This is a genomic window from Hafnia psychrotolerans (assembly GCF_014639435.1).
GTDB lineage: Bacteria > Pseudomonadota > Gammaproteobacteria > Enterobacterales > Enterobacteriaceae > Ewingella > Ewingella psychrotolerans.
Genome location: NZ_BMFZ01000002.1, coordinates 75,287 through 99,177 on the forward strand (window position 1 = coordinate 75,287; position 23,891 = coordinate 99,177).

At 42.7% G+C, this 23,891-nt stretch carries 16 protein-coding genes; 2 read left to right on the top strand and 14 right to left on the bottom strand.

Annotated features, from left to right (window positions below; translation table 11 throughout):
• Positions 1-6: 6 nt before the first annotated feature.
• The 10 genes from IEV89_RS03515 to galU form a co-directional block, all read right to left on the bottom strand.
• Positions 7-1,140 (bottom strand): glycosyltransferase family 4 protein, encoded by a 1,134-nt coding sequence (locus IEV89_RS03515; protein ID WP_188471305.1) that lies wholly within the window; start codon positions 1,138-1,140, stop codon positions 7-9.
• A gap of 2 nt (positions 1,141-1,142) precedes the next feature.
• Positions 1,143-2,039 carry a GDP-mannose 4,6-dehydratase gene (locus IEV89_RS03520; RefSeq protein ID WP_188470501.1) on the bottom strand — a complete coding sequence of 299 codons (897 nt, stop codon included), beginning with the start codon at positions 2,037-2,039 and terminating at the stop codon, positions 1,143-1,145.
• Positions 2,039-3,079, bottom strand: a complete 1,041-nt coding sequence (gmd, locus tag IEV89_RS03525) for a GDP-mannose 4,6-dehydratase (RefSeq protein WP_188471307.1) — start codon at positions 3,077-3,079, stop codon at positions 2,039-2,041. The genes IEV89_RS03520 and gmd overlap by 1 nt, the downstream gene beginning before the upstream one ends.
• Positions 3,080-3,309: 230 nt before the next feature.
• Positions 3,310-6,459 carry a glycosyltransferase gene (locus IEV89_RS03530; RefSeq protein WP_188470503.1) on the bottom strand — a complete coding sequence of 1,050 codons (3,150 nt, stop codon included), beginning with the start codon at positions 6,457-6,459 and terminating at the stop codon, positions 3,310-3,312.
• The gene (locus IEV89_RS03535; RefSeq protein WP_188470506.1) at positions 6,459-8,621 is read right to left on the bottom strand and encodes a methyltransferase domain-containing protein; all 2,163 of its coding nucleotides are present in this window, start codon (positions 8,619-8,621) and stop codon (positions 6,459-6,461) included. The genes IEV89_RS03530 and IEV89_RS03535 overlap by 1 nt, the downstream gene beginning before the upstream one ends.
• An 18-nt stretch (positions 8,622-8,639) precedes the next feature.
• Positions 8,640-9,935 (bottom strand): ABC transporter ATP-binding protein, encoded by a 1,296-nt coding sequence (locus tag IEV89_RS03540; RefSeq protein WP_188470508.1) that lies wholly within the window; start codon positions 9,933-9,935, stop codon positions 8,640-8,642.
• Complete coding sequence (locus IEV89_RS03545; protein ID WP_188471309.1) at positions 9,935-10,720, bottom strand: ABC transporter permease; 786 nt, start codon at positions 10,718-10,720, stop codon at positions 9,935-9,937. Before IEV89_RS03545 ends, IEV89_RS03540 begins: the two co-directional genes overlap by 1 nt.
• Before the next feature lie 11 nt (positions 10,721-10,731).
• Complete coding sequence (cpsG, locus tag IEV89_RS03550; RefSeq protein WP_188470510.1) at positions 10,732-12,105, bottom strand: phosphomannomutase CpsG; 1,374 nt, start codon at positions 12,103-12,105, stop codon at positions 10,732-10,734.
• Positions 12,106-12,122: 17 nt separating this feature from the next.
• Positions 12,123-13,535, bottom strand: coding sequence for a mannose-1-phosphate guanylyltransferase/mannose-6-phosphate isomerase (locus tag IEV89_RS03555; RefSeq protein WP_188470512.1), 1,413 nt, complete (start codon positions 13,533-13,535; stop codon positions 12,123-12,125).
• Between the two features lie 462 nt (positions 13,536-13,997).
• Complete coding sequence (gene galU / locus IEV89_RS03560; protein ID WP_188470514.1) at positions 13,998-14,885, bottom strand: UTP--glucose-1-phosphate uridylyltransferase GalU; 888 nt, start codon at positions 14,883-14,885, stop codon at positions 13,998-14,000.
• 463 nt (positions 14,886-15,348) lie between these two features.
• Between galU and IEV89_RS03565 the strand changes: the two genes are divergently transcribed.
• The gene (locus IEV89_RS03565) at positions 15,349-16,932 is read left to right on the top strand and encodes a TerC family protein (RefSeq protein ID WP_188470516.1); all 1,584 of its coding nucleotides are present in this window, start codon (positions 15,349-15,351) and stop codon (positions 16,930-16,932) included.
• 96 nt (positions 16,933-17,028) lie between these two features.
• Here the strand turns inward: IEV89_RS03565 and asmA are convergent, their stop codons facing one another.
• The 4 genes from asmA to apbC form a co-directional block, all read right to left on the bottom strand.
• Positions 17,029-18,867 carry an outer membrane assembly protein AsmA gene (gene asmA / locus IEV89_RS03570; RefSeq protein ID WP_188470518.1) on the bottom strand — a complete coding sequence of 613 codons (1,839 nt, stop codon included), beginning with the start codon at positions 18,865-18,867 and terminating at the stop codon, positions 17,029-17,031.
• 48 nt (positions 18,868-18,915) lie between these two features.
• Positions 18,916-19,497 carry a dCTP deaminase gene (gene dcd, locus IEV89_RS03575; RefSeq protein WP_188470520.1) on the bottom strand — a complete coding sequence of 194 codons (582 nt, stop codon included), beginning with the start codon at positions 19,495-19,497 and terminating at the stop codon, positions 18,916-18,918.
• 54 nt (positions 19,498-19,551) lie between these two features.
• On the bottom strand, positions 19,552-20,193 hold the full coding sequence (gene udk, locus IEV89_RS03580) for a uridine kinase (protein ID WP_188470522.1): 642 nt from the start codon (positions 20,191-20,193) through the stop codon (positions 19,552-19,554).
• 149 nt (positions 20,194-20,342) lie between these two features.
• Positions 20,343-21,455, bottom strand: a complete 1,113-nt coding sequence (apbC, locus tag IEV89_RS03585; protein WP_188470524.1) for an iron-sulfur cluster carrier protein ApbC — start codon at positions 21,453-21,455, stop codon at positions 20,343-20,345.
• Positions 21,456-21,709: 254 nt separating this feature from the next.
• Here apbC and metG point away from each other — a divergent pair, with 254 nt between their 5' ends.
• Entirely contained in the window at positions 21,710-23,743 is a 2,034-nt protein-coding gene (gene metG, locus IEV89_RS03590; RefSeq protein ID WP_188470532.1) for a methionine--tRNA ligase, read from the top strand.
• Positions 23,744-23,891 lie beyond the last annotated feature (148 nt).

Below are 23,891 nucleotides of genomic sequence, written 5' to 3' on the forward strand. Positions count from 1 at the left end.
ATAATATCAAACCTGCCTATAGGCATTAAGTGTTTCTTCAGCACATGCTTCCCAGGAAAATAGTTTCGCCCTTAACAAGCCATTAGTGATTGCTTGTTCCCGCCATGAAATATCTTCAATACTTTTGATTATTGATCGAGTAAAACCTTCAACATCTAATGGCTCATTCATTAGAGCGCATTCCCCGACAACCTCAGGTAAAGAAGAACTATTTGAGCAGACAACAGGTGTACCGGAAGCCATTGCTTCAAGAACGGGCAGACCAAACCCTTCATACAGCGAAGGAAAAATGAATGCTTTTGCTCCAGAGAACAGATAGGGTAGCATCTCTGAAGGGGTATAGCCTAAATATCGCAACCAACCTTCGCGGTTCGCTTTTTCGAAACGCTGATGTAATACATCACTATCCCAACCTTTAAATCCTGTGATGACCAGAGGATATTCAAGCCTCAGTTGTATAGGAATGCGTTCATAAGCATCTAAAAGTGTGGTGATGTTTTTACGCGGTTCTATCGAACCGGTAAATAGCGTATATTTATCAGCAACCAATCCTAATGATGATATTTTTCGATTAACAATAGAAGCACTACGCGGATAAAAATCGCCACTGCTTGCCAGCCGCGCTGTAAATACCCTTGAAAGAGGATAGTTAAAATAAGCAGCCAACTCTTGACGCGTGTATTCAGAATCAGTAATTAAAACTGAAGCTCTTTTAATCGTTAATAGCAACTCTTTTTCCATGTATCTTACGCGTTCTTTAGGATGGCATTGTGGCCAGGTAAACACGGAAAGATCGTGAAAGGTTGCTACGCAATTTTCAACTGATGGGGGCAAATAAAAATTTGGGCTATGGTAAATATGATCTTTATAAGGCTTTAATGCTCTTGATTTTAACCATGGTGCACTAATACGATAAATTTCAGATGCTACCCTACTTTTTTGGACCATTTCTTTTAAACCAGAATGGACAGAGGTGGTTTCTGTAATCGAAGGTAACTGTGTGGCAATATGTCGACCGTTAAGGAATAGTAACTCCTCTATTTCAGCACTCTTTTTCAGACATTTCGCCAACTCATAATTATATCGACCAATCCCGGTTAAAGGATGCCTAATAGAATCAGTGCCAAAGATAACTTTTATCATTAATTTTGGAGCATCCAGCGCAGGGTATCTTTCATCAAAATAGGTTCCCATGGGCCAATGATACCTTTAAGTAAAGTAGCATCTCCCGACAATGTTTTAACATCGTTAGCTCGTACAAAAGCGGGATTGACTTTAATCTCCAGACTATGAGAACTGAGTTCTTGGCATATATCTACAATCTGTTGCAAAGAGTAGGTCACTTCAGAACATACATTAATTGTCTTACCGATTGCCTTTGGGCTCTGCACTAAGCGGGAGTATGCATTAACTAATGACCTTACATCGGTAAAATCACGCCAAACCTCAAGATTACCAAGTTCAATTGAGGCCGCTTTTTCTTTAAAATGTTTAACAATTTTCGGCAATAAAAAATTTTCCGCCTGACCAACACCCGTGTAGTTGAATGGCCTGGCTATAATAATAGGCAGTTTTTCATGCCATAAGTTTGCCATATATTCCATTGCCAATTTACTGACCGCATAATCATTCGCGGGATTGGGTCTTATTTGTTCATCTAACTGGCCTGCAATAGTATTTCCGTAAACATTAGCACTACTGGCAAGCAACACCACCTCAGGAAGATGAGTACTTTGCGCCAGGGCCTGAAGTAGGTTACGGGTGCCGGTTAAATTAACCTGGTAAAAAGCATTGGGATCACCATGACCAACAAAAGCGATCGCAGCTAAATGAATCACTACATCAGGTTTTATCTGCTCAATAGCATTTACGACAGAATCAAAATCGGTTAAATCTGCCTGATAATAATTTTCATCCGGATTGGGAAAAGAACCCATACCGAATATCTGGTATCCGGCAGCGGATAACTCCGCTGCCATATAATGACCAGTAAAACCATTGATACCTGTAATCAATGCTCTTTTGTCATATTTAATCATTAGAAAGAGAAACCTTGCTCATTACGACGAAGATCTTCAGTAACCATCATCTGGCACAGTTCTTCCAAAGTAGTTTTTGGCTCCCAGCCTAATACATCTTTAGCTTTCTGTGGATTACCGATCAGCAATTCAACCTCAGCAGGGCGATAGAACTTGGTGTTCACACGTACCAACACTTTTCCAGTATCAGTATCAACGCCAACTTCCTGCTCATCCTTGCCTTCAAAACGTAATGTATAACCTGCAGCTTTAAAAGCCATTGAAACAAAATCACGCACAGTTTCGGTACGATTCGTCGCTAATACGAAAGTATCTGCCACGTCGGCCTGCAGCATGCGCCACATCCCTTCTACATATTCCTTCGCAAAGCCCCAGTCACGCTTCGCGTCCATATTGCCCAATTCCAGAACGTCTAGTTTGCCAAGCTTGATTTTAGCGACCGAGTCAGTAATTTTACGTGTAACAAATTCCTGGCCACGCAGCGGAGATTCGTGGTTGAACAAAATACCGCTGCAAGCAAACATATTGTAGCTTTCGCGATAGTTAATGGTCATCCAGTGTGCGTAAAGTTTAGCGACGCCGTAAGGGCTACGCGGGTAGAATGGCGTCTCTTCAATCTGAGGAATAGCTTGTACTTTACCAAACATTTCGGAAGTCGATGCCTGGTAGAAGCGCACTTTCGGGTTAACGATTCGAATGGCTTCAAGCAGGTTAACCGCACCAAGACCGGTTATCTCAGCGGTAGTGATTGGCTGTTCAAATGACACGCCAACGAAACTTTGAGCGGCAAGGTTATAGACTTCTGTTGCGCCTGTGTTTTGTAGCAAACGAATGCTGGCCGACAGATCAGTTAGATCGTATTCGGTTAAATGCAAATTCGGGTTGCTTTTAATTCCCAGTTCTTCTATACGCCAGAAGTTAACAGAACTGGTTCGACGATAAGTACCATAAACTGTGTACCCTTTTTCCAATAATAGCTCAGCTAGGTATGCGCCATCTTGACCAGTAATACCAGTAATAATTGCTACTTTCTTAATCATCATGAAATCCATCTATGTTTACATTGTATTGAATTTATTAAAATTCCGCCTAAAATACACTATAACTTGCCTAAAAGTCGAGATAATTTTCCGTACATGTGAGACTGTATAATCTGATTTTAGGCATGTTAATTTCTAATAAAAAATTTTATAACTAATAAAAATCAAGCATGACACTCGCCAATCAACAATTCTTAAGATAAAAGATAAAACTTGATAGCGGAACGACTCTAAACATTTTCGACTTCACCTACGGATTGGCATATCAAAGTTATTATATCATCTTCTGGATTTTCTGATTTTTTATTAGAAGAATCCTCATTTAAACTTGGGGTGAATATTTTTATTTGATTTAAAAATTTAGATTTCATCTTAAGCAATTCAAACTCTTCAGCTACTAACCAAGATGTGATAAGAATACCATCTAATTTTTCTATGAATTGGAGATATTCATCTGAAGAAAGATCATTTAAATGCACACATGAATAAGTTTTCACTCCCATTCTTTTTAAAGTCAGGAGATTTTTATCATTTTTCAGGCCATCACATTTTGAAGGATACAATGATACGAAAACATCATTCACCCACGTTTCCATAACTGTATCATCAGTCCAACCATCTGATATACCGATCAGGTTACTCGTGAATTTTTTAGCATTAAAGAAACAATCTTCGGATTTTGAATAAAAAACAAAATTTAGATTCCAATGATTAAATGTTTTTTCAAGATAAGTATTCATTATTTTCTGAACATAACTGTACTCAATTGTATCAGTGGTTTCGAGTAATCCACTGATATCAACGTATACTTGCTTCAAGCGGGGTGATGGCTCATAGTTTTGGGAAATTGCTACTGCAAGCTGCTCATAGCTATCACTAATATCGTAACGATCATCACAAGCAATATCTTTAAGCAAACCTTGATAATTTAGAGAAGCACTAGCGTAAACGTTTTCAATCGTTTGGAAACATTTTAAAGCACAATCTCTAGGATTATTTTCTCGGTAAACTTTATCTTTTCCTTTTTTCTGCATTTCAGTTCTGCGATCATAATCTTTATAAAGAGTGTTCAGCGCTAATAAGAAATCTTCATCTGTGAATTCATCATCCATTTTCCAAACAATATTATTATCAAGATCGTCCATAGATCCATTAGCGTTTACTATTGTTGCAAGTCCATAGTTTAAGCAATCCAATACCGATGCGGATGTTTCCCCACGAGATGATGTACGCAGTTGAACCCCTACGTCAGCTGCCGCAAGCCATGTTTTATAATCTTCAGCAGATACCCATCCTGTGATTTTTATTGTGCTTTTATTTTTTTTATTTTTTATTAATTTAATAATTGTTTGGCCATACTCTCCGCTATCGTTCTGGCCTACAAATATCAGATGACACTCAGCACTTTCGGATAGAGCAGATGAGCCCCAGGCTTCTAATAATCTGTGATTGAGTTTGGTTGGATTCAAAAATCCAAAGCTGCATACCACAAATGAACTATTATTTAGCCCAAGTTTCGCTCGTGCTTCCTCTTTGGTGATTTCAGATGGTGCACTACGCAGCAATGGAATTACAAACCAATCAATTGCAGCTTTTTCTCCATATAATTTCAACGCAAGACTCTTCGAATATTCAGAATGGCTGATTACTCCAAGAGAATTTTGTAATACAGAAAGATTACATGGGTACTCCATTTCTAGCGCCAGAGCGCTTTCCTCAAGAAATCTTCTCTTAACCGCACCCCAACCCGGGTATTTCAACAGTTCGTCAGCAAGAAAGTTAGGTTTTTGCTTAATGCCGACATCTAGGTGCGAAACAATTCCTGATAGGAAAAAGTCATGCAACACAACAATACCCGGTATATCTTCCAAAAGATCAAACATATGACCATGGAAATCAGAGTTACCAAAATTATAAAGAACACGCTCATATACTGATGAGTTGTCACGCAACCACTGTGGGTCTCTAATAGTAAAGTTACTAATAACATACGGATCAGAAACGTTATTTTTCTGTTCTACTATTACATCAATATCATAATATTTACTAAGTTCGTGTAGTAACTCTACACTATAATCACTAATACCACTTTTTTCAGGTGGTAGCGGTGATAAAAAGGCCATGCGCGGGCGTTTGTTACTTTTCAAAAAATTAGTTTTGAGATGGCGAATATGCAAATTCTCAAGAGATTCCCACGTTTTCTTAGCTGTTATCTCCCATGAGAACTTATGACTTTGAGAATAAGCATTATTTTTAAGTAGTTTATTATATTCAGGATCTGTCAAAGCTTTGTTTATTTTTAAAGTTATATCATGATCGTTAAATGGGTCAAATAAAGGTTCCGGAATACCAATCACCTCTGGGATACTCGATAATTCTCCTCCGATGACTGGCTTTCCACATTTCATTGCTTCAAGTATTGGCAATCCAAACCCTTCATGCCATGATGGGAAAACAAATAACTCACAGTAATTATAAAGTATTAATAAATCTTCATCTGAAACAAAACCTGTAATAACAACGTTACTGTTAGTCAAGCCATGTTCTTCATATAAACGTGTCAGTCTTTGACGATCGTGTTCCTGAACAGAACAAACAATGGTCAACTGGTACTTATTTATTAATTCATCAGAAAGATTTGAATACGCCCGAATTAATCCTTCAATATTTTTTCGGTGATCAATCCCACCGGTATACATAATAAAAGGACCTGTAATACCATATTTTGTTTTTAAATGCTTTTTATCGCCATCGGTTACTGTGACTTCCATAAAACGTTCGTCACAAGCAGTAGATATATTAAAGACCTTTTCTTCAGGAATTGATAAATATCTTATTGCTTCATTTCCCGCAGACTCTGAAATGGATAATAATAATTCACTACGTTTAAGATGATCAATTTTCTTCAAATACCATTTTTTAATGCTTTCATTCTCCAAATAAATATGGGAATGAATGAGTGGAATTAAATCATACAATATTACAGCAGTAGGAATTGATTTATATGACGAAATGGATGTCAATGCATTATCACCAAAACCCTCAAAAAGCGAACTCACAAGCACCACATCAGGCTTCAGTTTTGAAATAAAATCTTCACGGACTTTTTCCATAGCAAGGCGTTTGCCTGTATTTTTCTCGTCAAGATAGTAAACGGGTCCAATACCACTGAAGACATGAATATTTTCAGATAAAACAAGATCTCTAAATTCTTGTCTGATGTAATCGACGCTTTCAGCTAACAAGCCATTAAGTAAAAGTAAAACCTCATGCTTTGTATTTAATTCAAGCATGTTTTTAACTAAGCCCGCAGTATAGCGACCAATACCCCTATGAGTACTAGATGTTTGCATTGCCTGCATATCGATAAGGACTCGCATTACTGTTTCCTTTTACTATTATCAAATTTGACTAAAAGCGAATTTATTTTTTTTGAACGAGTTGACATTGAATTTGTCGTTTTAACTATAGTCTCGCAGTCGGATTTAATAGAACTATCATTCTTTTTATATTTGTAATAGATACGTTTAATTATTCCATAAGTCTTCGTTTTGTGGGCAATCATTAATACTAGGTTTTTAATTCTCAAGTTTGTATTAACAATCTCTATTATTTTCTTTACGAAGAAGATGATAATTTTTTTTATTGCCCTCTTGACTCTAGCAAATCTAGCTTTACTAAAAGGGTCAACGAAAAAATTTTTAATCTTTCTGAGTGGCCACGTTATTCTCCAAGAGGTGCTCTTATTGACAGCGATAATATTATTTTCGAGATCAACGATGTATTTGTCTTTTGCTGATATATGATTATTTAAATCATCGATAGCCCTCAATAAGTCTTGAGTTTTGGCTTCAGACTCTGCAATTAACTTTAAATACTCATCATTTGCCACACAATTTAATTCATCAGTGGGTTGTTCATTCGCTACATAATTTAATTCATCAACGGGTTGTTTATTCGCCACATAATTTAATTCATCAACGGGTTGCTCAGCATGTTTCAGCGAATCTATAATAGTTTTGATATTATTCAATTCTTCAGATTGGACAGAGACCATTTCAAGACCATTAACAAGATTTGCTAAATTAAGCTTGATATTTGATAATTCTTCTTTAAGTGCCTCTTGACACTCTTCAGATTTAATTATCGATGAATCAACAACTTGCATCCATATTTTTTGGATATCACTTGGCTGCTCCATGATATCATCATCTACATTAGATTTAATGTGATCACTTATTTCTTTGAAACTCCAAGATTCCAGTGATTTACCCCACAACATTTCTAATTTTTTATTGTAAGGTGCAGGTAATGAATATGGACTAATAACAGGGGGTCTTAAAATACCACTGTTGTATACTTTCTTAGCAGAAATCTCATAAATTAATATAAGAAAGGAAAAATATATATTGAATGGCCAAGAGCAATCGTCTTTATTTACTGAAAAGGAGCCATAATCAATCAATTCAACTTTGTTGTCTTCTTGCAACAAAATATTCCACATTCGGATATCGTCATGATAATAGCCATTGCTTTCAAGAATAACTAACTTGTCGAGCAATCCATTTATAACTTTTTCTGCATCATAATTTACTCCCGAATTAATTGCATCTAGTAGCAATATTCCAGGTATTTTTTCCATAACAACCCATGTCTCATAGTTATTATGGCCATGAACAAAAAGCTCGGGAGTTTTATAATTTTTTGGAGGCGTATTTAGAAAATCAACTTCCCTAAAAAATTCTTTTTCATTTCTTTCTTTTACACCTAATGTAAGTTCAAAAGCTTTAGCTATCCGATTTTCGCTGAAGTAATATCGACGTGTACCTTGATGAGCACCGTTTTCTTTTCCATGTGACTCTGTAGTCCAATGATCAAATCGCTCAATCTCATCACCATAAATCCAATAGCGATTGCTGGCTACATAAAGCGGCCTGCTTATATCTGACAGGTGAGTTGAAAACCTGCCAATTTCATGAACGAAATGACAACCATTTAAAATATCCCGCGGATTCTCTGGTAGTGAAGGAGCCCAATATAGTGGCTCTTCATGTAATGCCAATTCAAAAATCATGGCGGCTGTTTTACCAGCCAAGTCCGCTATCCAACCCCTAACGGTGTCAGAACCATGTTGGTGTACGATATGATGGAATACACTCAACCCAGTGATAAGATCGTACTCATTATCTTTTATGGTTGTAATTATTTCTTCAATCCGACCTTGTAAGAAACGCACAGCCATTTCCGGATTTTCTTCTGCTAATGCATTGCAAAGATCAATATTTTCTTTCTGAAAATCCACACCGACGACACTGGCACCTCTTTTGGCCAAACTGAAGCAAAAGAAACCTTGCGCACATCCGAAATCCAAAACGCGTAACGGACGACCTAACTTATTTTCTAGCGCTGTATAGACGATCTCTATTTCAACCAGTCGGTCGTGACACTCTCGGGATACTGCTGTTGAAAGCTCGGAATATCCGTAAATAGTTTGATATATTTCTGGCAGTTCATTTACCAGTGTTTCTATTCTTTTCTTCATATGTCATCCAGAGTTTTCTTATACAACAACATCAAATTCAGATTGGCAATCAATTATTCCCCAGAACGCCATCTGGCGAGATACATTGATGATTATAGCGTCATATCTTCTTTCAAGCGGTTTTAGCTCCATAGGTGGAGTCCCAGAAGAAATACCAAAGGAAACCAAATAATTACCTTGATTTAAATTAACGGGGAATGAAAATTTGAATATTTTGACATCTCCAGCTTTTACTTCAATATTCTGTTTCCCTTGAGATGCTAAATAAGAATTTGTACCGTAAAGAAATATACCCTCCAAACTTTTTATCAAGAACCCTGGAATTACGCTGTCGAAATCTTCATCAAACCTTACTTTCATATAAAAATCAGTATGCTGATTACTTTCAATTCTGGAGGGATAGCTTACATGGTCTGCTTTAATCTCATAATCTAAAATTGTTGCCCCGCCATGACCCCAACGATGCTCTTCCTTTCTATAGCCGGGTCTAGTACAAAAGATATCTGTGTTCTCTGAAGAGGCTAATTCTGTAAGGCTGCTATTCTTAGCTTCAACACGTTCTGATTTAGAAGACTTAGTCTTACTTTTTCCAAACAATTCATCTAAGTAAATGTTGGTGACTGAACGTGAAGGCCCTTGAGCTTCGATACGTCCATTTTTAAGGAATATTGCATTATTGCAATGTTTCACTATGTCTTCAGCACCATGTGAAACTAATAGTAATGTAGTACCTGCTTTTCTATAAGCAGCAATACGTTGGAAACATTTGGCCTGAAATTTCGCATCACCTACGGTGAGTGCTTCATCGACTATCAAGATATCAGGACGTGTCGCAGTCGCAACAGCAAATGCTAAACGCATTTGCATACCGCTAGAATAAATTCTTACCGGTTGGTCGATGTAATCACCGATTTCAGCAAAGTTTTCGATTTCAAGAAATAATTCTTCAATCTCATACCTTTTATATCCCATCAGTAAACCTGACATATACACGTTCTGCCTACCGGTGAAATCAGGATGAAATCCCATGCCCAATTCAAGTAAAGCAGCTACTTTACCATTAACCGTAATGTCACCTTTAGTAGGCTTGGTCGTCCCTGTTAATAGTTTTAATAAAGTACTTTTACCTGCACCATTGACACCTATGATACCAACGGAGTCTCCTGCTTCAATCTCAAAGCATATATCGTCAAGGACCCATTTTTTCTTATGTAAAACAATGTTCCCAGGCATAACTTTTTCAACAAAGCGATTCCATTTTGATGAGTATTGTTTATAAGCTTTACTTACATTATTTACAATTATACTTTTCATTATATCTCATCCACAATATCAGCAGCGTGCTTTTTAAACATTTTATAAGCAAACAAACACAATATAAGTGAGGCAATAGTTACTGGGATTAATGACTCCCAATTCGGCCATCTCTGATATACGAAAATATCTTGGTATGAGCGTATGACATTGGTCATAGGATTATATGAAAGTAAATCTCTTGCCCAGACAGGTAGAGTATTCAAGACGTAAACAATTGGCGTAAACCAAAACCAAAATTGCAAGAGAATAGTGACAAATTGTCCTACATCACGAACAAAAACATTCATTACACCAAGAATAACACCAAGACCAATCGAGAAAAGCATTTGTATTATTAATAAAGGAATAATAGCAATAAAGTATATATTTGGAAAATTACCGCTAACTATAAGGAATAGAGTAAAAAGACCAAATATTATGCAGAAATTAATCAACGAAGTAAGTGAAGCAATGATAGGCAAGCAAATCTTAGGAAAGCTGACTTTCTTAAGAAGATTCGCATTAGTTATAAATAATGTTTGCAATGAATTAATTGTTTCCGCGAAAAAACTCCACGTTAACAATCCCGAACAAAGATATATACTGTAAGAAAATGTTCCCGATATCTCAGGCAATCTTGCTTTCATTACTTGAGAAAATATTAGCGTATAGACTAATATCATTGCGACAGGTTGTAGAATCAACCATGCTGAACCGAGAAAACTTGCCTGATAGCGGGACTGAAAGTCCCGCTTAATGCTACCAGTAATAAAATCTCTATATTGATATATTACTTGAAATATTTCTTTCAAAATTACTCTCCGCCCATTAATGCTAAGATCTCTTTCGTTTTCTCATTCATTAATTTAACGTTGTTTTTAGACTCAACATTCAATCGAATAACTGGTTCAGTATTTGATGTTCTCAAATTAAAGCGCCAGTCAGAAAACTCGAGACTTAAGCCATCAGTAAAATCTATATTTTCAGACTCGCATTCATATTTATCCCGGATTCGCTGAATGACTTCATTTGCATTTTTAACTTTACGATTGATTTCACCAGATGCCGGGAATGCTGCCATGCGATCTTTAACCATGTTACTCAACGAGTCTCTTTTCAATGACACCAATCCCGCGACCAATAACCATGGAATCATCCCGCTGTCACAGTATGCAAAATCACGGAAATAGTGGTGGGCACTCATTTCGCCACCGTATATAGCATCTTCATGCCTCATACGCTCTTTAATAAAAGCATGGCCTGTCTTAGACATGATAGGAATACCACCTGACATGGAAACAATATCTTGGGTATTCCATGTCAAACGAGGATCATAAATTATTTTGCTCCCTGGATTTTTCTCCAAAAAAGCTTGTCCTAATAAACCGACGATATAGTACCCTTCAATAAATTCGCCGAATGAATCAAAGAAAAAACAGCGATCAAAATCGCCGTCAAAAGCGATTCCCATGTCTGCTTTATGTTCCAAAACTGCGTTAGCGGTATCTGCCCTGCATTCTGGTAACAAAGGATTAGGTATACCATTAGGGAACTGACCATCAGGCTGGTTATGGACCTTAATAAAGGTCACAGGCACGTTACTTTCTTTAAACCGACGCTCGATTTCATCAATCACGTGGCCAGCTGCACCATTCCCTGAATTGATCACCAACTTCATAGGAGCTAATGCTTTGCTATCAATATATCCGAGTAAATGGTCAACATAATCACTCAGTATCGAAATCTGCGTATAAGCACCACGCTTGGCTTCATCAACTGGGGCAAAATTATTCGCCTCTGCTAATTCTTTAATGGCAAACAAACCTGTATCACCACTGATTGGCCTGGATCCTTCACGGACCAATTTCATGCCATTATAATCCATCGGATTATGGCTTGCCGTCACTTCAATACCCCCATCCATTTCAAGATGGAATGTTGCGAAGTAAACCTCTTCTGTTCCACTTACACCAATATCAAAAACATCAGCGCCCGCATCACGCAAGCCATCAGCCAAAGCTAATTTTAATGCTTCACTGGTTAAACGGACATCACCGCCAACAATAATTTTCTTTGGCTTTAAATATTCACCGTAAGCGCGCCCAATACGATATGCAATATCTTCATTGAGTTCTTCACCTAATTTCCCACGAATATCATAGGCTTTAAAACAGGTTAATGTTTCCATTTACTCTTTCCTAATTATTAGTTACGGCCGTACTGGTCTTGAATACGCACAACATCGTCATTGCCTAAATATGATCCAGATCTTACCTCAAGTAATTCTAAAGGTATCTTTCCTGGATTCTCCAACATGTGGATCGAGCCAATAGGAATAAATGTTGATTGATTTTCAGTAAGTAAGAATGTTTTATCGCCAATGGTCACTTTGGCGGTACCGGCCAGTATAATCCAATGCTCAGCACGGTGATGGTGCATTTGTAATGAGAAGGTTCCACCAGGGATCACTGTTACACGGTTTACATTGAAACGTTTTTCTGCAACCACCGCATCACAGCGCCCCCATGGTCTATAAATATCACGGTGGTGACGATATTCACTTCTCTCATTGGCTTTGAGGTATTCAACAACTCGCTTAACATCTTGTACCTGTGTTTTATCAATGACTAACACAGCATCTTTGGTGCTCACGATAACTAAATTTTCAACACCTACAGCCGCTATAAGTTTTTCATCAGTATTAATGTAGCAATTATTTGTGTTGTGTAGGAATACATCACCGGTTATTGCATTATCATCATTATCTTTGTTATTCACTTCCCATAATGCGGACCAAGAACCTACATCACTCCAACCGGCATCTAAAGGTACCACCATGCCATCATTAGTTTTTTCCATAACGGCGTAGTCGATAGATTCATCAGGGCACGAAGAAAAAATATCTTTATTGATGGAAATAAAATCCGAGCTGTTTGGTTGGCTGGTAAGCGCCTGTTCACACGCTTCTAAAATATCTGGTCTAAATTTCTCTAGCTCCTGAAGATATTTTTTTGCCCGGAACATAAACATACCGCTGTTCCAATAATAATCACCCGAAGCAATATACTGCTCAGCCGTTTCTTTATTAGGTTTTTCAACGAAACACTGAACTTCGTACCCCTCATTGTTCGTACCAATATGTTCACCGCGCTGTATATATCCGTAGCCGATTTCGGCGCCTGTTGGCACGATGCCAAAAGTCACTAATTTATCAGCCGATGCAAAAGGAATGGCTTTGGCTATCGCGTTGTGAAATTCCTCAACATTATTGATGACGTGATCGGCTGCAAGTACCAACATGATAGGATCATCACTGTCTTTTATTGCATTCAATGCTGCAAGAGCAATGGCTGGCGCGGTATTACGTCCAACGGGTTCTAATATTATATTATTAGACAATTTTTGGATTTCACGTAACTGCTCTGCAACCAGAAAGCGGTGCTCTTCGTTACAAATAACGACAGGCTCTCTTACATTTAAGTCATCAAGACGCAATAGCGTTTCTTGTAACATGGAGTGGGTACTGTGCAGACGTAAGAACTGTTTTGGATACAACTCTCTTGACATCGGCCATAAACGACTACCTGTACCACCTGCCATTATTACTGGAAGTAACATTTTTGTCCCTCAAATATCCCATGTTAAAAAACAATATAAATCAATATGATACATAAAAAAAAGATAAAAAGACACGCTACCGCCCTTGGCTTACCGCAACCAAAGCACGTAATAAAAATCTCATTCATAAAATTGGAGAAAAAAACATCAGTACATTCTAAATATTCAGAGGAATATACTTCTAAAAAAACCGGCTTATTATATCTATACTTCGCTCTAACTTCTAATAATGAAGTAGATTATATTATCATTGAGGTTTTTTTCCTCCAGATAAATCTTGTTGTTTCGGTGGTCTGAAGAGATGAGAATTGCTGATATGTGTTGATCTGTGAGTTTTGTGTAAAACACAGCAACTCGAAGCCATGATGTTTTCCGAAAAAAAGAAAAAAGCACCGGTTAACAGTGCCTTTGATCAGGTCAGTAATATGTAAGTATCAGATATCTACCTGTGACAACACCGCGTTATTGTTCAGTAAACTCTTTCAACCAGGTCTTAAACGCTTCACCCTGAGTGTTGTGACGAACACCATACTCAACGAACGCCTTCATGTAGCCTAATTTATCGCCACAATCGTGCGAGCGGCCTGTCATCGTGAAGGCTTCGACGGTTTTCTTCTTCATCAACAAGGCAATAGCATCTGTCAGTTGAATTTCGTTACCCGCACCGTAAGGGGTTATCGCCAACAGTGGCCAGATATCTTCGGAGAAGACATAGCGCCCTACTACTGCCAGATTTGATGGCGCATCTTTCTGCTCAGGTTTTTCAACGATTGCGGTCATTGGCGTACTTTTGCCTGGCTCACCTTCAACACCATTACAGTCAACTACGCCATATTTAGACACGTCTTCTTCAGGCACTTCTTCAACCATAACCTGGCTGTTGCCAGTTTCTTTGAAGCGGGCCAGCATGGCAGCGAGATTATCCTTGCGAAGATCGCTGGTGGAATCATCCATCAGGACGTCCGGCAAGATAACAACAAAAGGTGCATTGCCGATCAGCGGTTTAGCGCATAGTACGGCATGGCCGAGACCTTTGGACTGGCCCTGACGCACGTTCATGATCGTTACGCCTTTCGGGCAGATCGATTGCACCTCTTCCAACAACTGGCGCTTAACACGTGATTCCAGCATGCTTTCAAGCTCGAACGACGTGTCGAAATGGTTTTCAATGGCATTTTTTGAAGAATGCGTCACCAGAATGATCTCTTTAATCCCCGCTGACGCACATTCATTAACGATGTACTGAATCAGCGGTTTATCGACAATCGGCAACATTTCTTTAGGAATGGCTTTCGTAGCAGGCAACATACGGGTGCCAAGACCGGCAACAGGGATAACAGCTTTTAACATTGTAAAGGATACTCCTTGGAACCAATAGTTTGAAAATTCAGCCAGTTATAATATTGAAAACGCTCGGTCATTCACTGTACTGAAGTTGTTTAAATCATTTCTTTTTCAGCGTCGCTTGCCCTTCTATCAGTATAGACTCTGAGCTTAGGAAGGTAGCGTTAAGCAATGCATACAACTCAACATCTTCTGACTTGTTACCTGCTAATACGATAGCAGTAAGTGCACCCAAACGTTAAGCTAAAGACTTAAAAATAAGAATGTTTCCCTCGTTTGTGGGTTTTATCATCACAACCTGCCGCTTTCTGTGTCATTGTTAAGACGGCCAACAGGCTGACGTTTTCCCGTTGAAAACTCCCTTTATTTCTTGTGCTTAGCCCCCTAATTTAAATTTGAATTTAAACGCGCTGACGGCCATGATTCACATTGTGAGATTTGTCGTGCAACCAAAGGTGAAAAAGACAATATGGAATGGATCGCCGATCCGTCAATTTGGGCCGGGCTGGCTACCCTGGTCATTTTAGAAATTGTTCTGGGTATCGATAATTTAATATTTATCGCCATCCTTGCGGAGAAGCTTCCGAAACATCAACGCGATAAAGCCCGCGTCACCGGTTTGCTTCTTGCTCTGGTGATGCGCTTAGTCCTACTGGCCTGTATCTCCTGGCTCTCAACCCTCACCCGCCCTCTGATCACGCTGTTCAATCAACCTTTCAGTGCCCGTGACATTATCATGCTGATCGGTGGGTTGTTCCTGTTGTTCAAAGCCACGATGGAGCTGAATGAACGGCTCGAAGGGAAAGATGAAGAACAGAGTCATCAGCATTCACGTGCAAAGTTCTGGCCAGTCGTCGCACAAATCGTTGTTCTGGATGCGGTCTTTTCACTCGACTCCGTGATCACCGCCGTCGGCATGGTTGAGCACCTAGCGGTCATGATGGCCGCCGTCTGTATCGCTATCTTCCTCATGTTGCTCGCCAGTCGCCCGCTGACGCGATTTGTGAATGAGCATCCGACCATCGTCATTCTTTGTCTGAGCTTCCTGTTGATGATTGGGTTCAGCCTGGTCGCGGAAGGTTTTGGCTACCAGATACCTAAGGGCTATCTTTATGCTGCCATTGGGTTCTCTGTCATTATTGAAGCCCTCAACCAACTGGCACAGTTCAATCGTCGGCGCTTTCTCTCTTCCAGCCGTTCATTGCGAGAAAGAACGGCGGAAACGGTACTGCGGGTGTTAAGAGGGAGACATGAAGAAGCAGAGCTTGCCCCTCACTCTTCCGGCATGATTGATGACGCCTCTGGTACAGCCGTATTTAACCAGCAAGAGCGCAACATGATTGAGCGCGTGTTGGGCCTGGCACAACGCACCGTCAGCAGCATTATGACCTCACGCCATGACGTCGCTAACCTCGAACTGAATGACCCGGTTGATGTGCTGGTTCAGCAAATTGCCAATAATCAGCACACGCGCATTCTGGTGACGGAAGACAGTTCGACCGATGAACCGTTAGGCGTAGTCCATGTGGTCGACTTGCTTAAACAGCAACTACTGCATAATGAGCTCGACCTTAAGGTCCTGATCCGCCAGCCACTCGTCTTCCCTGAACAGCTTTCCCTGCTTAAAGCGCTGGAGCAGTTCCGTCAGGCAAAAACCCATTTCGCTTTTGTGGTTGATGAGTTCGGCTCAGTCGAAGGCATTGTGACGTTAACTGACGTCATGGAAACTATCGCAGGGAGTCTGCCAGAAACCGATGAAACACTGGATGCTCGTCATGATATTCAGCAGTTGGAAAATGGCAGTTGGATAGCCAATGGCTACATGCCTCTGGAAGATTTAGTGATGTACCTGCCATTAGCGATAGAAGAAAAGCGTGAATACCATACGCTGGCCGGATTACTGATGGAGTACGCGCAGAATATCCCACAGGTTGGTACGCAGCTTCATATCGATAATTACCTTTTTGAACCTCTGGAAGTGAACAGCCATCGTATTTTGAAAGTGAAAATCACGCCACTTTCCACCAATGCTAATGAGGATTACGACGTCTGACGGCACACTCAGCCCAAACCATTGGCCTCTAAAAGGACGGGGATCTCATTCACAGAGACCCCCGTTTTTTAGACATATGCCGACATTCAGGCCTGGCTACTTGATCAATGACTTAAGGTCTTTACCTTCCTTACTGCCTTTATTCTTTTCAATCCAGTTCTGAATAGCGCTTTTGGCTTCATTCTGCAGTTGACTGCGCAGAATCTGGTCAACCTGCAACTGGTAGTTCAACTGCGTCCAGGGACCATAAACCCGCAACGGTATCTCCGTATTTTGCAAACGGGTGATCAAATCACTGTTCCCCTTCCAGCCGCCGGTAACACGCACGCTCAGATTCATATCACATTGATTGTTAGGGAAATCCAGAGTACCCGCACCTTTTGCGGTCAGCATGGCGGAATCCGCCATCAAATGAGATAACTGCAAGGTGCCGTCTTTCAGTTCTCCCTGAGCTTGCATGGTCTTCACCGCAGTGAAGTGATCATAACGCTCAAGCCCCTGCACACTGTTATTATTACGGGTCACTGCCTGCTGAATAAGCTGCTGAATATTCAGGCCATGCAAACGCGCATTCTCCATCGCCAACCGCCCATTACCATGCCAGTTTTGACTGAAATCTACTGTGGATAACCCTTGCCCCGACACGTTTCCGTCCAGCGAGAAGCTGCCGGAAAGCACTTGCGGCAGATTATATGCAGTCAATAGTTGTCCCAGTTCAATGTTGTGAACAACAGGCTTGAGGCTGATTAAGACCGGTATCTTGGTCGCGTCCATCGTACCAGGCAGCGAGAAGTCACCCGCTGACATCTTACCGCTCAATGTTTTCAGATTGACTCTGCCCTGGCTGTTTTCAGCCAGCAGGCTGAATCCCTGAATCTTTAATCCACGGTATGTTAGGTCAGCGACATTCAACGCCAGATTGGCATTGAAACTAGTGAGTACACTGAAATTATTGATCTCTTTGCTGACATCTCGGGCAATCACTGGCGCAGACGTCACCGCCTTAGTCACCTGAGCCGTTTGACCCGGCGTTTTCGCCTGCCAACCAGAAAGCGCGTCAAGATCCAATTTTTCAGCATTCAGGTTAATCTGATAATCCGCCGTGCCGGAAAGCGTGGCCTCTGCCGTGCCACTGAGCTGGTTATCATTCGCCGTTAATGCCAACTGACTGAGCGTCAAACGCTGGTTGTTACGCTGATAACTCGCTTGGGCAGTGCCACCGCCCTGAATCCCCTGAGCTGGAATATCTGCACCCTTTAATTGATAGGTAAATTTGCTGACGTTGGCAGAAAACTGCTCAGGATACTTCTGCATGTCCAGATCGGCGGAGAGTGAAAAGGCAAGATCACGCTGATTACGGTTAATGCGGCTGGAAAGTTCAAGGGTTGCTTGTCGGTGCGCATTCTGTACAAGCTGTAGATTCAAATCACGCACATTTATCTGGTCATTCACACCGCGCTGCCAGATAAGAAGGCTGTCATCCACACTGATTTTATCAATATCAAACTTCCATCCGGCCTCAAGTTCGCTGGGTGGTTGGACAGAAGAAGACGGCGCTATAGGCGCATCCGGCATATGCGCTTCACTTTCTGGCGTCAGACGAATCACCGCATTTTTGAACATCACCTGACGAACCGCTAACTGATGTGACAAGAGTGGCCAGAGTTTAACGTCGAGACGCATATTCTCCGCACTGACTACCGGCTTAGCAGCTCCGGGGGCGGTCAACGACGTCTGCCCGGCAATGATGCTGAGCTGTGGCCAGACGTGCCAGCGTAAATCGCCGTTGATCGCCAACTGATAACCGCTTTTTTGTTCGACGCGATCCGTCATATAGTCACGGAAATCATTGGGATTAATTAAAAATACCAGCGACGTCATACCGGCAATAATTACCACCAGCAAAATAACCAGCGTAGTCAGTAGTCTTCTCATGCCGTCCTCTTGTCGTTTAACCCGCAAATCAGAGGGTAGGGTTCTGAATTAATCTTTATCAATCCGACTTGCCACCGCGCTCTGTTGATCACGGTATTTAGCATCCTGCCGGCTGTTATAAGGGCGAGAAGCCGGACCCGATAACGGTTCAAAGCTCAATGCGCCAATCAGCATTCCAGGACGCAAGGCCAGAGGCAGCTTACCTGAATTATAGAATTCCAGGACGATCCGGCCTTGCCAACCGGGATCGATGCGATGCGCCGTCACGTGAACCATCAACCCGAGGCGGGCCAGAGAAGAACGGCCGTCAAGCCAGCCCACCAGATCATCAGGGATAGAAACCGTCTCGAAGGTCACCGCCAGCGCCAGTTCACCGGGATGCAAAAAGAACGCCTCGCCTTCCGGCAGAACAATCTCGTCGCTCATGACTTTATCCAGCGAAGCGCTCACTTCATCCTTCGGACCACTAAGATCGATAAAACCTGCGTTATGGCCGAGAAAGACCCGAAATCCATTGCCCAATCGGACATCTACCGTCGCGCCGTTAATGCGTTCTACGGGCGGACGCGGTGAAATAGTTAACTTACCGCTATCCATCCAGGCTTCTATATCTCGGTCGCAAAGTCTCATCGTGTCTCTCTCCGTTTGCTAAATACTAAGAATCCTTCATAAACCAGGCGTGGCTTAATTAAAGAACTGGCTGATTTTTGCTTTAAGAATATCAATGGCAATACGGTTTTTTCCACCGCGAGGCACGATGATATCTGCATATTGTTTAGAAGGTTCAATAAATTGCAGGAACATCGGACGCACAGTTTTCTGATACTGCGCCATCACCGAGTCCATCGAACGTCCGCGTTCATTCACATCACGCTTCATGCGGCGCAGCAGACAGATATCCAGTGGTGTATCGACGAAAATTGAGAAGTTCATCTCCTGGCGCAGTCGAACATCCGTCAGCAGCAGAATACCTTCGAGAATGATCACTTTCTTTGGCTTAAGCGTGATGGTTTCGCTAAGACGAGTATGTTCAATAAAGCTATAACCGGGTAATTCAATGGATTGCCCGGCTTTCAGGCTTTGCAAATGCTGGAACAATAAATTGTGGTCCATGGCGCTGGGATGGTCATAGTTGGTTTTTACCCGCTCCTCCATGGTCATGTGACTCTGGTCTTTATAGTAGCAGTCCTCTGGAATCACCCCGATATGCTCATCACCGACCTGATCACGAAGTTCACGATATAAGGTACTGGCAATAAGGCTTTTCCCAGAGGCAGATGCGCCAGCGATACCTACGATGACACACTGATGGAGCTTGTCAGACATAAAATTAAAGACCTGATTTGGAGGTTTGAGGGGCAAAAGCACGCAGACAGTGCTTTGATCGCGCCAATTATAGGTACAACACCTCACTGATGCCAGCGTTAAGGCGGTTGATTCGCTGGCATCGGAGAATAATTAGCAAGCTTTTGATGTCAAATTGCGCGGAAAGCAATTTCCGTCGGGATCGCGTCGCCCTTCCAATAGAGCTGCGCGGCCATACGGGCGGCTAACTGACGGTACAGCAACGTAAATTCGCTCTGCGGATTGGACACGACTGTCGGCTCACCGCGATCCAAATCTTCACGCAGTGAAATATGCAGTGGCATCTGGGCCAGTAACTCACAACGGTATTTTTCTGCCAGCTTCTGCGCGCCGCCAGTGCCAAAAATCGGCTCATGGTGACCACACTGGCTGCAAATATGCATACTCATATTCTCGATAATGCCGAGGACTGGCACTTTCACTTTTTCAAACATCACGATGCCTTTCATGGCGTCGAGCAGCGCGATGTCCTGTGGCGTGGTGACGACCACAGCCCCCGTTACCGGGATGTTTTGCGACAGTGTCAGTTGAATGTCGCCGGTGCCCGGCGGCAGGTCAATCACCAGATAATCGAGATCCGGCCATAATGTGTCCTGCAACATCTGCATCAGTGCTTTGCTGGCCATCGGGCCGCGCCACACCATGGCATTATCATCCGTCACTAAATAACCAATAGAGTTGGTCGCCAGGCCATGAGCCATAATTGGGGCCATATGTTGGCCATCCGGCGACGTTGGCCGCTCATCTTCAGTGCCAAGCATGTTAGGCACCGATGGACCATAAATGTCCGCATCCAGAATGCCGACCTTACCGCCTTCGGCAGCAAGTGCCAGCGCAACGTTCACCGCCGTGGTTGACTTACCGACGCCACCTTTGCCTGAACTGACAGCGATGATATTGCGTACACCTTTAATGCCCGGCTGGTCATTGGCGCGTCGCAAGGTGGCGATATCATGTTTGAGGCGCCACTCAATAGCTTGTGCGCCGGTCACCCGCATCAGTTCAGCGCTGGTGCTCTCTTTAAGGGCATCAAAACCGCTTTGCCACGCGAAGGGTAGCGTAAGGTCGAGGTGCAGCACATTGTCCATCAGGACACAATGATGCAGTGCTTTCATCGACAGCAGATCTTTTTGCAGGGTGAAATGGGTAAATGTGGCCAATACGCTGGTCACCAGGGCGTGCAGTCCGTCAGGGGTGTTCTGCTCAGGGGAATGAGATGTCATCCCGGCTCCTTGAAACGTGTTATGAAAAGACATTGATATTTCTACGTAGCATATACTCAAAATCACTCGAGTTGCAGCAAGCCCGCAAAGGAATGAACCTATTATACTGATTCAAGTCAGTGATTCTGACGAATGAGGGCAACGGATACCGCGGCAGCTTGAAAGAGGATGAGTATACCGTCTGTTTACGGCACCTACGGCTTTCGGTTAACATCAATGCCCCTGATTTCAACAGCAGAAAGCAAGTTCTTACTATGGCTCAAGTCGCGAAAAAAATTTTGGTAACCTGTGCACTTCCGTACGCCAACGGATCTATTCACCTCGGCCACATGCTTGAGCACATCCAGGCTGACGTCTGGGTCCGTTACCAGCGAATGCGCGGCAACGAAGTCCATTTCATCTGTGCTGATGATGCACACGGTACGCCGATCATGCTCAAAGCGCAGCAGCTCGGGATTGAACCGGAGCAAATGATTGCCGAGATGAGCCAGGAACATCAGAAAGATTTCGCCGGCTTTGGCATCAGCTACGACAACTACCATTCCACGCACAGCGACGAAAACCGCGAGCTTTCCTCGTTGATTTACGGCCGTCTGAAAGAAAACGGTTTTATTAAGAATCGTATTATTTCCCAGCTGTATGATCCGGAAAAAGGCATGTTCCTGCCGGATCGTTTCGTGAAAGGGACCTGTCCGAAGTGTAAATCACCGGACCAGTATGGCGATAACTGCGAAGTCTGTGGCGCAACCTACAGTCCGACTGAACTTATCGAGCCTAAATCGGTGGTTTCCGGCGCAACGCCCGTAATGCGTGACTCTGAGCACTTCTTCTTTGACCTGCCGGAATTCAGTGCCATGTTGCAAGCCTGGACCCGCTCCGGCGCCCTGCAAGAGCAGGTGGCGAATAAGATGCAGGAGTGGTTTGAATCGGGTTTGCAACAGTGGGACATCAGCCGGGACTCGCCTTACTTCGGCTTTGAGATCCCCGATGCACCAGGAAAATATTTCTATGTTTGGCTTGATGCGCCTATTGGCTATATGGGGTCATTCAAAAATTTATGTGACCGTCGCCCTGATCTCAGCTTTGATGAGTTCTGGAAAAAAGACGCCACCACCGAGCTGTATCACTTTATCGGCAAAGATATCGTCTATTTCCATAGTCTGTTCTGGCCAGCGATGCTGGAAGGCAGCGGTTTCCGCAAGCCAACCAACTTGTTCGTCCACGGTTATGTGACGGTCAACGGCGCGAAGATGTCCAAATCGCGCGGTACCTTTATTAAAGCCAGCACCTACCTGAACCATCTGGATGCGGACTGCCTGCGCTATTACTATGCCGCCAAACTCTCTTCCCGAATTGATGATATTGACCTGAATCTGGAAGACTTCGTCCAGCGTGTCAACGCGGACATCGTCAATAAAGTGGTCAACCTGGCCTCACGCAATGCCGGTTTCCTCACCAAACGTTTCGACGGCCAGTTGGCCGATAAATTGGCTGACGAGGTGCTGTACAAAACCTTTACCGACGCTGCAGTAAGCATCGCTGAAGCCTATGCCAGCCGTGAATCTGGCCGCGCTATCCGTGAAATCATGGCGCTGGCCGATCTGGCAAACCGTTATGTTGACGAACAAGCGCCTTGGGTGGTAGCGAAGCAGGAAGGTCGCGATGCCGATCTGCAGGCTATCTGCTCTATGGGCATCAACCTGTTCCGCGTCCTCATGACTTACCTGAAACCGGTATTACCGGCGCTGACCGAACGTTCGGAAGCCTTCCTGAACACGGAGCTGACGTGGGACGCGATCGCGCAACCCTTGTTGTCGCATAAAGTGACCCCGTTCAAGGCCCTGTTCAGCCGAATTGAACTTGATAAGGTCGCCGCCATGGTTGATGCATCAAAAGAAGATATTGCGGCTGCTAATGCCAACGTGGTCACGGGGCCGCTGGCAGAAGACCCGATTCAGGAAACCATCACTTTTGATGACTTCGCTAAAGTGGACATGCGCATTGCGTTGATCCAGAGTGCAGATTTCGTTGAAGGTTCGGACAAGTTGCTACGTTTGCAGTTGGATCTCGGCGGAGAAACCCGGCAGATTTTCTCCGGTATCCGCTCAGCCTATCCGGATCCAAAACGGCTGGAAGGCCGCCTGACCATTATGGTGGCCAATCTTGCACCACGTAAAATGCGTTTTGGCATCTCAGAAGGTATGGTGATGGCTGCGGGTCCTGGCGGAAAAGACATCTTCCTGCTCAGCCCGGATTCCGGCGCACAGCCTGGTATGCAGGTGAAATAACCCGTTCGGGTTTTGGGCAAACATCTGACCGGTGGGGGGAAACCTCACCGGTTTTTTTTATTGGCCGGGCCGCCCAAACTGGCCTTTTGGCTTCTTTAAACTCAATACAAATTCAAAATCCAGATCGTGGCCGTCGGCTCCTTCCCCC